Origin of the sequence: Nocardioides sp. (assembly GCF_047607365.1) — a bacterium.
Lineage (GTDB): Bacteria > Actinomycetota > Actinomycetes > Propionibacteriales > Nocardioidaceae > Nocardioides.
Genome location: NZ_JASGDD010000041.1, coordinates 1 through 11,998, shown reverse-complemented (window position 1 = coordinate 11,998; position 11,998 = coordinate 1). Strand labels below are relative to the sequence as shown.

12 protein-coding genes and 1 pseudogene are annotated in these 11,998 nt (G+C 70.6%); 7 read left to right on the top strand and 6 right to left on the bottom strand.

Translation table 11 applies throughout. The features are described from left to right. Positions 1–401: pseudogene (locus tag QM572_RS03355) on the bottom strand (NAD(P)(+) transhydrogenase (Re/Si-specific) subunit alpha); the annotation flags it as partial. Between the two features lie 122 nt (positions 402–523). Further along, complete coding sequence (locus tag QM572_RS03350) at positions 524–1,510, bottom strand: cyclase family protein (RefSeq protein ID WP_415090022.1); 987 nt, start codon at positions 1,508–1,510, stop codon at positions 524–526. A 254-nt stretch (positions 1,511–1,764) separates the two neighbouring features. Here QM572_RS03350 and QM572_RS03345 point away from each other — a divergent pair, with 254 nt between their 5' ends. The 7 genes from QM572_RS03345 to QM572_RS03315 all read left to right on the top strand — a co-directional run bounded on the left by QM572_RS03345 (position 1,765) and on the right by QM572_RS03315 (position 7,881). Beyond that, on the top strand, positions 1,765–3,057 hold the full coding sequence (locus QM572_RS03345) for a cytochrome P450 (RefSeq protein WP_415090020.1): 1,293 nt from the start codon (positions 1,765–1,767) through the stop codon (positions 3,055–3,057). After that, positions 3,057–3,269: a ferredoxin gene (locus QM572_RS03340; RefSeq protein ID WP_415090018.1), complete on the top strand. Its 213-nt coding sequence runs from the start codon at positions 3,057–3,059 to the stop codon at positions 3,267–3,269. Before QM572_RS03345 ends, QM572_RS03340 begins: the two co-directional genes overlap by 1 nt. Continuing rightward, complete coding sequence (locus QM572_RS03335; protein ID WP_415090016.1) at positions 3,266–3,670, top strand: Zn-ribbon domain-containing OB-fold protein; 405 nt, start codon at positions 3,266–3,268, stop codon at positions 3,668–3,670. The genes QM572_RS03340 and QM572_RS03335 overlap by 4 nt, the downstream gene beginning before the upstream one ends. A 12-nt stretch (positions 3,671–3,682) precedes the next feature. After that, the gene (locus QM572_RS03330) at positions 3,683–4,831 is read left to right on the top strand and encodes a thiolase family protein (RefSeq protein ID WP_415090014.1); all 1,149 of its coding nucleotides are present in this window, start codon (positions 3,683–3,685) and stop codon (positions 4,829–4,831) included. A gap of 23 nt (positions 4,832–4,854) precedes the next feature. Further along, complete coding sequence (locus QM572_RS03325) at positions 4,855–6,051, top strand: CaiB/BaiF CoA transferase family protein (protein WP_415090012.1); 1,197 nt, start codon at positions 4,855–4,857, stop codon at positions 6,049–6,051. A 2-nt stretch (positions 6,052–6,053) separates the two neighbouring features. After that, a complete protein-coding gene (locus tag QM572_RS03320; RefSeq protein WP_415090010.1) occupies positions 6,054–6,923 on the top strand; it encodes a mycofactocin-coupled SDR family oxidoreductase in 870 nt (289 codons plus the stop codon). A gap of 121 nt (positions 6,924–7,044) precedes the next feature. After that, the gene (locus tag QM572_RS03315) at positions 7,045–7,881 is read left to right on the top strand and encodes a mycofactocin-coupled SDR family oxidoreductase (protein ID WP_415090007.1); all 837 of its coding nucleotides are present in this window, start codon (positions 7,045–7,047) and stop codon (positions 7,879–7,881) included. Between the two features lie 30 nt (positions 7,882–7,911). Here QM572_RS03315 and QM572_RS03310 read toward each other — a convergent pair whose 3' ends face one another. Genes QM572_RS03310 through QM572_RS03295 form a run of 4 tightly spaced genes read right to left on the bottom strand, consistent with a single transcriptional unit; the run spans position 7,912 to position 11,865 of the window. Then, complete coding sequence (locus tag QM572_RS03310; protein WP_415090004.1) at positions 7,912–8,709, bottom strand: crotonase/enoyl-CoA hydratase family protein; 798 nt, start codon at positions 8,707–8,709, stop codon at positions 7,912–7,914. Further along, complete coding sequence (locus tag QM572_RS03305) at positions 8,709–9,887, bottom strand: thiolase family protein (RefSeq protein ID WP_415090002.1); 1,179 nt, start codon at positions 9,885–9,887, stop codon at positions 8,709–8,711. Before QM572_RS03305 ends, QM572_RS03310 begins: the two co-directional genes overlap by 1 nt. 55 nt (positions 9,888–9,942) lie before the next feature. Then, on the bottom strand, positions 9,943–10,692 hold the full coding sequence (locus QM572_RS03300; RefSeq protein WP_415090000.1) for an SDR family NAD(P)-dependent oxidoreductase: 750 nt from the start codon (positions 10,690–10,692) through the stop codon (positions 9,943–9,945). 33 nt (positions 10,693–10,725) lie between these two features. Next, a complete protein-coding gene (locus QM572_RS03295; protein WP_415089998.1) occupies positions 10,726–11,865 on the bottom strand; it encodes an acyl-CoA dehydrogenase family protein in 1,140 nt (379 codons plus the stop codon). Positions 11,866–11,998 lie beyond the last annotated feature (133 nt).

The window sequence follows — 11,998 nt, the reverse complement described above, 5'->3', positions numbered from 1 at the left end:
TTGGCCATCGAGGAGAGCACGTCCATCGACTGCGCCCGCGAGATCCGCGGCACCGCATCCATCGCCAACGCCGTCACCCCCCGGACGCGGAGCGCCTCGAGCAGGTCCGGGTTGAGCGCCGGCGCCAGCAGCGCGACGAGGATCGAGCCCTGGTGGAGCTGGGACACCTCCTCGACGGAGGGCGCGTTCACGCGGAACACCACATCAGACCCCCACGCGTCGCCCGCGGTGCCGATGCTCGCGCCCGCCTCGGCGTACACGTCGTCGGCGAAGGAGGAGAGCTCACCCGCACCGGCTTCGACAAGAACGTCGTATCCCAGTCCGACGAGCTGTTTCACGGTGGTGGGAGTCGCCGACACCCGGGTCTCGCTGGTGGACTCGTGCGTGACACCGATGCGCATCGGCGAACTCCTTCGTCGAAGGGGAGAGGGCGGAAGAGGCTGACCCGGGTCGGGTTCGGGAGTGGAACGGTCTGGTGCCGTCCAGGTCGCGTGGTCGGCACCAGACCGGATCGGGTGGCTGCTCAGTAGAGGAGCAGCGGGTTGATCAGGACGCCGGTGGAGCGGTGGATCGCCGTCGGAGCCGCGACGAGGAGACCGGTGGAGACACCCGCCTCGCGGAGCGCGGCGGCGGCGGGCCCAAGCAGGCTGTTGTCGACCAGGCAGAGCCCGATCGCGTAGATGAGGTTGTGCACCTCGAGGATGAAGCCCGGGTTGCTGCGTGCGTCGTGGAAGTCCCACAGCACCAGGCCCGGGTCCTTCGACGCGATCCACTTCGCCCCCTCCTCGCCGATGCCCGGGCGAGCCTGGAAGACCGCACCCGGCGTGTAGCGATTGCCGGCCGCCTCGAACCGGTCGCGGCCCTGGTAGATGAGCAGCGCGTCGCCGGGCTCGAGGGTGACGCCGGTCGCCGCGAGCGCGGCGTCGAGGTCCTCGGCGGTGACCGGGTCCTCGGCGGTCACCCAGTCGACGCCCCGGACCGCCGGGATGTCGAGGAGCACGCCGCGGGTCGCGATCCCGTGCTTGGCCCAGGTGACGATGGTGTCCTCGTCGGTCTGGGAGTTCTCCACCGGGATCGGGCCGTGCCAGGAGGCGTCGGCGCCCAGGTGGGCCAGACCGTCCATGTGCGTGTTGTGCACGCCGTGAGCGTCGTAGGAGATCCAGTCGCCGCCGTGGACGTGACGACCGTGGATGCCGACGCGGACGTCGAGCTCGACCGACCCGTGCCCGTCGGGCAGCTCGGCCTGGGCGAGGGCCTGCCAGTGGCGCTTCTCCTCGGCTGCCGCGTCCGCGAGCAGAGCGAGCCGGTCCGGGCGGGTCTCCACCTCGCGCTCCAGGGAGACCGCCTTGCCGAGCTTGATCTCCGCGGCGCCCCGCAGGCGGGCGGCCTCGTCGATCAGCGCCACCGAGCCTCGGCACTGCAGACCGTCGGTGTGCCGGGCCGCCTCGTGTGCCGTGGCGATCTCCCGCACCCAGGGGGCGAGCGGGTCGGGTCCGAGGTCATCAGCCATCACGGGGCTCCTTCTTCGATTTTCTGTGGCCTGGACCACATATTGTCGTAACGTCTAACCGAACGAACAAACTCTATAACGCAAGTCACTCGGAGTCTGCCGGGCTCTTGTCGAGGCTGTCAACGCCGGGCCTGACCGGCCGAAATCGGTTTCCCAGACGGGTTCGGCCGCTTGACAGCGAAGCGTTCCCGCTTCATGCTGAAGTTCCGTCAACAGGACGGCCGTTCTCTATAGCGAAACGTGAGGGGCAAGGGATGAGCACCGCCGAGATCGACCCGATGGAGATCGACTTCTTCACCGACCCCGAGGTCGCCAGAAGGGCGGAGCCGTACTTCGACTACATGCTCGCCAATCACCCGGTGTTCCGGGAGCCGAAGTACGGCGTCGTCGTGGTGACCGGCTACGAGGAGGCGCTCCAGGTCTATCACCAGCCGGACGTCTACTCCTCCATCAACCGCACGGGCGGTCCGGTCCTCGACCTCGACTTCGAGCTGGTCGGCGACGACCTGACGGACCTGCTCGAGCAGCACCGCTCGTCGTTCCCGACGAACGACCAGATCGTCACCTTCGACCCCCCGGTGCACACCGACCACCGCGCGATCCTGATGGGCCTGATCACGCCCAAGCGGCTCAAGGAGAACGAGCAGTTCCTCAAGGACACCGCCGACAAGTTCCTCGACGAGCTCCTGCCCAAGGGCCGGATGGACTTCATCTGGGACTACGCGAAGAGGTACGCCGTCCTCGCCGTCGCGGACCTGCTCGGCGTCCCGACCGAGGACCACCCGATGCTGCTGCAGCTCCTGGCCTCCGAGCCGGGCCCGGTCCTGGGCAACCTCCAGCTCCAGACGAACACCCACAACAGCCTGGAGCGGCTCTACGACTACTTCGTCGCCAAGATCGAGGAGCGGCGTGCCAACCCCGGCGAGGACATCCTCACCGGCATGGCGCTGGCCACCTTCCCCGACGACTCGCTTCCGCAGCCGATCGAGGTCGCGCGGATCGCCTCCAATCTCTTCTCGGCCGGCCTGGAGACCACGGTCCAGCTGATGGGCATCTGCCTGCAGCGCATCGCGGACGACGCCGACCTGCAGGACCTGCTTCGCCGCGAGCCGAGCCTCGTGCCCGCCTTCATCGAGGAGTCCCTCCGCGTCGAGGCCCCGATCAAGGGCTCCTTCCGGCTGGTCAAGAAGGCGACCACGCTCGCCGGCTTCGACCTCGCGCCCGGCACGAACGTCATGCTGCTGCACGGCGCCGCCGGCCGCGACGCACGGCTCTTCGACGACCCCGCCACCTTCGACGTGAAGCGGGCCAACGCCCGCCAGCATCTGGCCTTCGGTCGCGGGATCCACACCTGCCCGGGCGCCCCGCTCGCCCGTGCCGAGGCGGTCTTCTCGATCCAGCGCTTCCTGGAGCGCACCTCCACCATCCGGATCGACGACGAGCAGCACGGCACGCCGGACGCCCGGCACTGGGACCTGATCAGCAGCTACAAGTTCCGGGGGCACACCAACCTCCACCTGCTGGTCACCGAGAAGGAGACCGACTGATGTCCGAGGAGCTCACGGTCGATCGCGACCGTTGCATGGGATCGGGTCAGTGCACCTTCTACGCGCCGAACACGTTCGATCTCGATGACATGAGCATCGCGATCGTGATCGACGCGGGCGGCGACCCCGCCGACAAGATCCAGATGGCCATCGACGTCTGCCCGACGCGCTCCATCGAGCGCCTCGGCGCGCACACAGGAGGAGCGGCATGAGCACCGACACGGTGACGACCAGCGAGGCCGCGGTCTCGGTCCCGATCGCGGATCTCGAGGCCGACAGCCTTCTCGGCTCCTTCCCCGAGGGGCAGCGCCTCGTCGGAACGCGGTGCGACGACTGTGGGCAGGGCATGATCGGAGCCCGGATCGTGTGCAGCTCCTGCGTGAGCCGCAACGTCTCCCGAATCGCGCTGCCGACCTCCGGTGTCCTCTACTCCTTCACCCGGCTCCGTGTCGGTGGCGACGGCGTTCGGACGATCGGCTACGTCGATCTCGACGGCGGGGTCCGCACTCTCGCCGACCTCCGCGAGGGTGCCACCCCCATCCAGCCCGAGATGTCCGTCGAACTCCACACCGAGGGCGACGACTGGTACTTCTCGCCGGTCGCCGGCGAGTGAGAAGAGGAAGCCATGCCTGACGACGTGTACGTGATCTCTGCCTCGATGATCCCGTTCGGCAAGTACAAGACCTCCTCCTACGTGGGTCTCGCCGTTCCGCCGCTGATCGACGCGCTCTCGAGGGCCGGCGTCCAGAAGTCCGACGTCGACGCGGTCTACGTCGGACACTCGTACGGCGGGATGATGACCGGCCAGCGGATCACCAAGGAGATCGGGCTGGGCACCATCCCGACCGTCAACGTGGACAACGCCTGCTCCAGCGGCGCCACCGCCATGCACGAGGCCTACACGGCGATCTCCCAGGGGCTCATCGACGTGGCCGTCGTGATCGGGGTCGAGAAGCTCACCCAGTTCGGCGGAGGGACTCTTCCGCTCTCCCCGGAGGACCGCGAGGTCAAGCAGGGCATCGTGATGCCGGCCGTCTACGCCATGCGCGCGACGCGCTACCTCCACGAGACGGACGCGACCGTCGAGGATCTCGCCCTGGTCAGTGTGAAGGCGCGCAGGCACGGGGCCCTCAACCCGTTCGCCCAGTTCCGCCAGGAGGTCACCCTCGAGCAGGTGCTCGGCGCCCGCCCGGTCGCCGACCCCCTCACGCTGATGATGTGCTGCCCCACCGGGGACGGCGCCGCCGTCGTCGTACTCGCCTCCGAGCGAGCCCGGCAGCGTCTCGACGCCACCGCGGCGATGCGGGTGGCGGCCTCCGTCCTCCACTCGGGGCAGGTGGAGGAGGGCTTCCGCGACATGACAAAGCCCGAGATCACCTACCACTCGGTTCGCGACGCGTACGCCGAGGCGGGGATCGGTCCGAGCGACCTGGACATGATCGAGTTCCACGACGCGTTCTCGATCGCCGAGCTCGTCTACTACGAGGCGTTCCAGCTCACCGAGCACCAGAGTGCCGTGGGGCTCCTCCGCGACGGCCGCACGACCTTCGGCGGCGACGTCGTGGTCAACCCCAGTGGCGGTCTCCTCGCCAAGGGACATCCGGTCGGCGCCAGCGGCGTCGCCCAGATCGCCGAGGCGTTCTGGCAGCTCACCGGCCAGGCCGGAGCGCGCCAGATCGACGACGCCCGCTGGGCCATGACCCACGTGACCGGCGGCGGCACGGCGGGCCTGGACCACGGGGCCTGCACCGTCCACGTCTTCGAGGCAGTATGACCGGGCGGCAGCCCCTCGAAGGCGTGCGGATCGTCGATCTGACCACCTTCCTCTCGGGCCCTTCGGCGACCCAGCTCCTCGGTGACCTGGGCGCGGACGTCATCAAGGTGGAGTCGCTCGACGGTGACTCCAGCCGAGCCATCGTCGGCCCCACCGTCCTCGGTGAGAGCGCCTACTTCCTGGCCAACAATCGCAACAAGCGCAGCATCGCCATCGACCTGAAGTCCCCACGCGGACTCGAGGTGCTCAAGCGGCTCATCGCCGGCGCGGACGTCGTCTTCGAGAACTTCCGTCCCGGCGTCACCGCGCGCCTGGGCATCGAGCCGCAGACCGTGCTGGCCGAGCACCCCGGACTGGTCTGGGCCTCGATCAGCGGCTTCGGCCAGGAGGGCGAGCTGCGGGACCGGCCCGCCTACGACATGGTCGTCCAGGCGCTGAGCGGAGTGATGAGCCTCAACGGCCACCCGGGCGCCCCGGCGGCCCGGCTCGGCATCCCCGCGGGCGACGTCGTCGCCGGTCTCTATGCCGTCATCGGCGTGCTGGCCGCCCTCCGGCAGCGCAGCGAGACCGGCCGCGGTCAGATCATCGACGTGTCGATGCTCCGCGGCCAGCTCGCGATGCTCTCCTACCAGGCGCTCTACACGCACCTGAACGGCGTGGCGCCCGCGCCCCAGGGGGCCGGACACGACTCGATCGCGACCTACCGCTCGTTCCGCGGGGGCGACGGCCGCGAGCTCGTGGTCACCGCCAACACGCCGCGGATGTGGCAGGGCCTGTGCCGGGTGCTCGGCGTCCCCGAGCTGATCGAGGACCCGCGCTACGTCGACGCCGCCAGCCGGCTGCGCAACAAGGAGTCGCTCTGGGCGATCCTCGAGGCGCGGTTCGCCGAGCGGCCGGCGTCCGACTGGGTCGACGCCCTGGCCGAGGCCTCGGTGCCGGTCGCCCTGGTGAAGAACGTGCTCGAGGCGCTGAACGACGCCCACGACGCCGGTGACGGCAGTCTCGTCGTCGTCGCGAACGAGGCGGCCTCCTTCGAGAACGTCGCCACCCCGATCCGCTTCGTCGGCTCGGCTCCGGTTCCACCGACCTATCCGCCGACGCTCGGGGCCGACACCGTCGACGTCCTCGTCAGCGAGCTTGGCTTCTCCGAGACCGAGGTGGAGTCGATGATCGCCGACCGCGTCGTGGTCGCGAGCCCCCTCGCGGAGCCGGTGGCCTGAGCATGACCGGACGGATGGAGGGGAAGGTCGCTCTCATCACCGGGGCCGCTCGGGGACAGGGGCGCAGTCACGCCGTGCGCCTGGCCCAGGAGGGCGCCGACATCATCGCGGTCGACATCTGTGCGCAGCTGCCCACCGTGAACTACGCGATGCCCGACGAGTCCGACCTGCGAGAGACGGCTCGGCAGGTGGAGGCACTCGGTCGCCGCGTCGTCACGGGTGTCTGCGACGTACGGGAGCGGACCGCCCTGATCGGCCTGGTCGACGCCGCGGTGGCGGAGCTGGGTCACCTCGACGTGGTCGTGGCCAACGCCGGCATCAGCCCCATCGGCGAGCAGATCCCGACCATGGCGTGGCTGGACACGGCGGGGATCAATCTGGGCGGCGTGCTCTTCACCATCCAGGCGGCCTACCCCCACCTGCGGGCCGGTGGCTCGATCGTGTGCATCGGCTCGATGGCGGCCCTCCTGCCGGGGAACAGCATGGCCAGCACGGCCGCGGGCCGAGGCGCCGGCGGCTACTCGTACGCCAAGCAGGCGGTGGCCCGCCTGACCCGCGACCTCGCGCTCGCCCTGGCTCCGGAGTCGATCCGGGTCAACGCCGTGCACCCCGGCAACATCGACACGGACATGCTGCAGAACGAGGAGATGTACCACCTCTTCCGGCCCGACCTGGAGAGCCCGACCCGCGAGGACGCCCAGCCGGCGTTCGGGTCCATGCACGCCCTCCCCGTGAACACCCTGGACCCGATCGACATCTCCGAGGCGGTCCTCTTCCTCGCCTCCGACGCCGCCCGCTACGTCACGGGGTTGCAGCTGCGCGTCGACGCGGGCGGACTGCTGCCGACGCTGCCCTCCGGCGCCCCCGCCTGAGCGGGCAGACCACGCGCGATGGGGTGGCTGTCCACGTAGTCCTACGGTGGCTCGCGCCTTCCCCACCGACGAATGTGAGCGGCATCACATTCATTCGGTTGAGGAGAAGGAGCGTCGCGTCATGGGTCATCTCGAGGGAAAGGTCGCACTCGTCACGGGTGCCGCACGAGGACAGGGCCGCTCTCACGCCAGCCGGCTCGCGGAGGACGGCGCCGACGTCATCCTGATCGACATCTGCGAGGACGTCGCGACCTCGGCCGCGGGCGGTCCTCGCCCCGACGACCTGGCCACGACCGTGGAGCTGGTCGAGAAGTCCGGCCGCCGAGCCCTCTCGATCCAGACCGACGTCCGGGATCTCGCGGCCATGCAGGAGGCCGTGGCGCGAGGAGTCGCCGAGCTCGGTCGCCTCGACATCGTCGTCGCCAACGCGGGGATCTTCTCCTGCGCCCCGGTGCACGAGCTGACCGAGGAGCAGTGGGACACCATGATCGACATCAACCTCTCCGGTGTGTGGAAGACGGTCCGCGCCGCCGTACCCACGCTGCTCGAGCAGGGCGAGGGCGGGTCGATCGTGCTGATCAGCTCGACGGGCGGGACCCAGGGCTTCCCCGGCTTCGCTCACTACGTCGCCGCCAAGCACGGGGTCATCGGTCTGATGCGCTCGATGGCCAACGAGCTGGGCGCCCAGCGGATCCGGGTCAACGCCATCCAGCCGACCTCGGTCCTCACCGACATGATCGACAACCCGGTGATGTACCGGCTCTTCCGCCCGGACCTGGAGAGCCCGACGCACGAGGACTTCCGCGAGGCCTGCGAGGCGTCCATGGCGATCCTGCCGATCCCGTGGGTCGACACCACCGACATCAGCGCCGCCGTCTCGTGGCTGGCCTCCGACGAGGCGCGCTACGTCACCGGCATCGCACTGCCGATCGATGCCGGAGCCCTGGTGAAGATGTAGGGCCGGGGCGACGAGGGTGCCGCGAGCGCCCTACCGTCCCCGCCAGACGGGCGGGCGCTTCTCGGCGAAGGCGGTCGGGCCCTCCTGGGCATCCTCGGAGGCGAAGACGCCGTCGACGATCTGCTGCTGTCGCGTCCAGCGCTCCTCGGCCGGCCAGCTGGGGGAGGTGACCATGATCCGCTTGCTGGCACGCACGGCGAGAGGCCCGTTGGCGGCGATCGCGAGGGCCAGCTCGTGTGCGCCGGCGAGGGCGTCTCCGTCGTCGGCGAGGCGGTTGACCAGTCCGAGCTGGTGGGCACGCTCGGCCCCGAGGAAGTCGCCGGTGAGGGCGAGCTCCATCGCGACGTTGGGCGGGATCCGCTCGGACAGCCGCATGAGACCGCCCGCGGCGGCGACCAGACCGCGCTTGACCTCCGGGATGCCGAGCCTCGCGCCGCGTCCGGCGACGATCAGGTCGCAGGCCAGCGCGACCTCGCAGCCGCCGGCCAGGGCGTAGCCCTCGATGGCCGCGATGAGCGGCTTGTCGCTGGGGCGTTCGGCGATGCCGGCGAATCCGCGCCCGCCGGCGTAGGGCAGCTCGCCGGCGAGGAATCCCTTGAGGTCCATCCCCGCGCAGAAGGTCCCCCCGGCGCCGGTCACGATGCCCACGGAGAGATCGTCGCGAGCATCGAGCTCGTCGAGGGCGTCGGCGATCCCCCGGGCGACGGCGAGGGTGACCGCGTTCTTGGCCGCGGGCCGGTTGATCGTGACGACCATGACCCCGCCGTCGGTGGTGACGAGAACGTCCTCACCGACGGCGGCCGTCGAGCTGGCAGCGGCGTCGTTCATCAGCCGAGGCGCTCGATGACGGTCGCGTTGGCCATGCCACCGCCCTCGCACATCGTCTGGAGGCCGTAGCGACCACCGGTCGCCTCCAGGTGGTTGAGCATCGTCGCCATCAGCCGGGTCCCGGATCCGCCCAGCGGGTGCCCGAGCGCGATCGCGCCACCGCGGGGATTGAGCCTGGCCGGGTCGGCGTTGAACTCGGCCGCCCAGGCGAGCGGGACGGGAGCGAAGGCCTCGTTGACCTCGTAGGCATCGATGTCGTCGATGCTCAGGCCGGAGCGCTGCAGGATCTTGTGGGTGGCCGGGATCGGGCCGGTGAGCATGATCTCGGGGTCGGAGCCCACCACGGCGAAGGAGTGGAAGCGAGCCCGCGGGGTGAGGCCGAGCCGGCTCGCCATCTCCTCGCTCATGATCAGCGCCGCGCTGGCGCCGTCGGTGAGTGGCGAGGAGTTGCCGGGGGTGATGTGCCAGCCGATCTCGGGGTAGCGGGCGGTCATCTCCTCGTCGTGGAAGGACGGCCTCAACGTGCCGAGGCCCTCGACGGTGGTGGTCGCGCGGACGGTCTCGTCGACCGTGTGGATCGTGCCGTCGGGGAGGGTGACCGGCACGATCTCGTGGTCGAAGGCGCCCGCGGCCGCGGCCGCCGCGGCACGACGGTGCGACTCGGTCGAGAAGATGTCGAGTGCCTCGCGGTCGAGCTTCCATCGGGCGGCGACACGCTCGGCGCCGATGCCCTGGTTGGGCAGCGAGGGGAACCGCTCGCCGAGCGGCGCCTGCGGATGGCCACCCTCGGCGGAGGAGAACATCGTGACCCGGCTCATCGACTCCACGCCGCCGGCGATGACGATGTCGTACGCGCCGGCCATGACGCCCTGGGCGGCGAAGTGCATCGCCTGCTGGGAGGAGCCGCACTGGCGGTCGATGCTGGTGCCCGGTACCTCGACCGGGAAGCCCGCGGCCAGTACGGCGTTGCGGGCGACGTTCAGCGCCTGGTCACGCGACTGCGTGACGCAGCCCGCGATCACGTCGTCGACCAGGGTGGGGTCGAGGCCGCTGCGCTCGACGAGCGCGGTGAGCACGGTGGCGAGCAGGTCGACGGGGTGGACGCCGGAGAGGGCGCCGCCGGGCTTGCCCTTGCCGGAGGCGGTCCGGGCGATGTCGACGATGACGGCGGAGGTCATGGTGATCCTTCTTTCCTGGGCGATGTGGTCGGGTGGAGCTCTTCGGGTGCGGGGCTCAGCGGGGTGCCATCCGCAGGGCGCCGTCCATCCGGACCGTCTCGCCGTTGAGGTAGTCGTGGTCCACGATGAAGGCGACGAGGGCGGCGTACTCGCTGGGCTGCGCCAGGCGCTGGGGGAAGGGGATGCCGGCGGCGAGGCCGGCGCGGAACTCCTCGCTGACCGTGGCGAGCATCGGGGTCTCGACGATTCCCGGGGCGATCGTGTTGACCCGGATGCCGTGCTGGGCGAGGTCGCGGGCGGCCGGGAGGGTGAGGCCGACGACGCCGCCCTTGGAGGAGGCGTAGGCGACCTGTCCGATCTGGCCTTCGTAGGCGGCGACGGAGGCCGTGTTGACGATGACGCCGCGCTGACCGTGCTCGAGCGGCTCGGTCGCTGCGATCGCCTCCGCGGCGAGGGCGAGGACGGTGAAGGTGCCGATCAGATTGACCTGGATGACCTTGGCGTAGAGGCCGAGGTCGTGGACGCCGTTCCTGCCGAGGATGCGGGCCGACGGGCCGATGCCGGCGCAGTTGACCACCACGCGGAGCGGGCCGGCCTCGGCGGCGAGCTCGACCGCCTGCCGCACCTCCGCCTCACTGGTGACGTCGGTCTCGACGTAGGTGACGCCGTCGATCTCGGGCGCGCTGCTGACATCGAGGTCGAGCCCGAAGACCCGCGCCCCTCGTGCGGCGAGGGCCGCGGCGGTCGCGTTGCCCAGCCCGGAGGCGGCTCCGGTGACGAGGGCCGAGACGTTGTCGATCTGCATGGTGGTCCGTTCTGTCGTGGGTGGGGATGAGGGTCAGCGGAGGCTGCGCCCGATGACCAGCCGCTGGATCTGGTTGGTGCCCTCGAAGATCTGCATGACCTTGGTCTCGCGCATGTACCGCTCCAGCGGGAAGTCCTTGGTGTAGCCGGCGCCCCCGAGGACCTGGACCGCGTCGGTCGTCACGCGCATCGCGTTGTCGGTCGCGACGAGCTTCGCGATGGAGGCCTGCCTGCCGAACGGCCGGCCGGCGTCGCGCAGGCGTGCGGCATGGAGGTACGTCGCCCGGGCGGACTCGACCGCGGCGGCCATGTCGGCCAGCAGGAAGGAGAGGCCCTGGTGGTCGATGATCGGGCGGCCGAACGCCTCCCGGTCCCGGGCGTAGGCCACCGCCGCGTCCAACGCGCCCTGAGCCACGCCCGTGGCGACGGCGGCGATGCCGAGACGGCCCGAGTCCAGGCCGGCCAGGGCGATCGAGAGGCCCTGGCCCTCGGCGCCGAGACGGCGCTCGGCCGGGACGCGAGCGCGGTCGAAGAGCATCGTGGCCGTGGTGGAGCTCATCAGGCCCATCTTCTGCTCAGGAGTGTCCGCGCTCAGGCCCGCTGCGTCGGCGGGGACGAGGAAGCAGGAGATCCCGCGGCCGCCGGTGTCGGCGGTGCGGGCCATCACCTTGTAGAAGTCGGCCTTGCCGCCGTGGGTGGTCCACGCCTTCGCCCCGGTCAGGACGTAGTCGTCCCCCTCGCGGACGGCCTTGGTGCGCATCGCGGCCGGGTCGGAGCCGGCGTGGGCCTCCGAGAGGCAGTAGGCGCCGAGCAGCTCCCCGCCGAGCATGTCGGGCAGCCACTGCTTCCTCTGCTCCTCGGTGCCGGCGTGGAAGAGCCCGAAGCAGCTCAGTGCGTGCACGCTCACCCCGACGCCGACGGCGGCCCACGCGGAGGCGATCTCCTCCACGACCTGGAGATAGACCTCGTAGGGCTGGCCGCCTCCGCCGTACTCCTCCGGGTAGGGCAGGCCCAGCAGCCCGGCGCGGCCCAGCGTGCGGAAGACCTCCCTCGGGAAGGTGGCGCTCCGCTCGGCCTCGTCGACCGCGGGTCGCAGCTCCTTGTCGACGATGGCGCGGGTGAGCTCGATCAGCTCCGCCGACTCCTCGGTCGGCATCAGGCGCTCAGCGGGCACGGGCGATCTCCTGTCGCGTCGGGGGTACGGCGTCGAGCCAGTCGCTCAGCACCGCCTCGTTGTCGCCGCCGGTCGGGCGGGGCGGCCGCGGCTGCGCCGTCGCGGTCCGCGAGAACCGCGGCGCCGGGCCGGC

What these genes read in the sequence shown, in the direction of transcription:
- QM572_RS03350 (WP_415090022.1), bottom strand. Translation starts at nt 1,510, where the DNA reads ATGGCTGATGACCTCGGACCCGACCCGCTCGCCCCCTGGGTGCGGGAG.
- QM572_RS03345 (WP_415090020.1), top strand. Translation starts at nt 1,765, where the DNA reads ATGAGCACCGCCGAGATCGACCCGATGGAGATCGACTTCTTCACCGAC.
- QM572_RS03340 (WP_415090018.1), top strand. Translation starts at nt 3,057, where the DNA reads ATGTCCGAGGAGCTCACGGTCGATCGCGACCGTTGCATGGGATCGGGT.
- QM572_RS03335 (WP_415090016.1), top strand. Translation starts at nt 3,266, where the DNA reads ATGAGCACCGACACGGTGACGACCAGCGAGGCCGCGGTCTCGGTCCCG.
- QM572_RS03330 (WP_415090014.1), top strand. Translation starts at nt 3,683, where the DNA reads ATGCCTGACGACGTGTACGTGATCTCTGCCTCGATGATCCCGTTCGGC.
- QM572_RS03320 (WP_415090010.1), top strand. Translation starts at nt 6,054, where the DNA reads ATGACCGGACGGATGGAGGGGAAGGTCGCTCTCATCACCGGGGCCGCT.
- QM572_RS03315 (WP_415090007.1), top strand. Translation starts at nt 7,045, where the DNA reads ATGGGTCATCTCGAGGGAAAGGTCGCACTCGTCACGGGTGCCGCACGA.
- QM572_RS03310 (WP_415090004.1), bottom strand. Translation starts at nt 8,709, where the DNA reads ATGAACGACGCCGCTGCCAGCTCGACGGCCGCCGTCGGTGAGGACGTT.
- QM572_RS03305 (WP_415090002.1), bottom strand. Translation starts at nt 9,887, where the DNA reads ATGACCTCCGCCGTCATCGTCGACATCGCCCGGACCGCCTCCGGCAAG.
- QM572_RS03300 (WP_415090000.1), bottom strand. Translation starts at nt 10,692, where the DNA reads ATGCAGATCGACAACGTCTCGGCCCTCGTCACCGGAGCCGCCTCCGGG.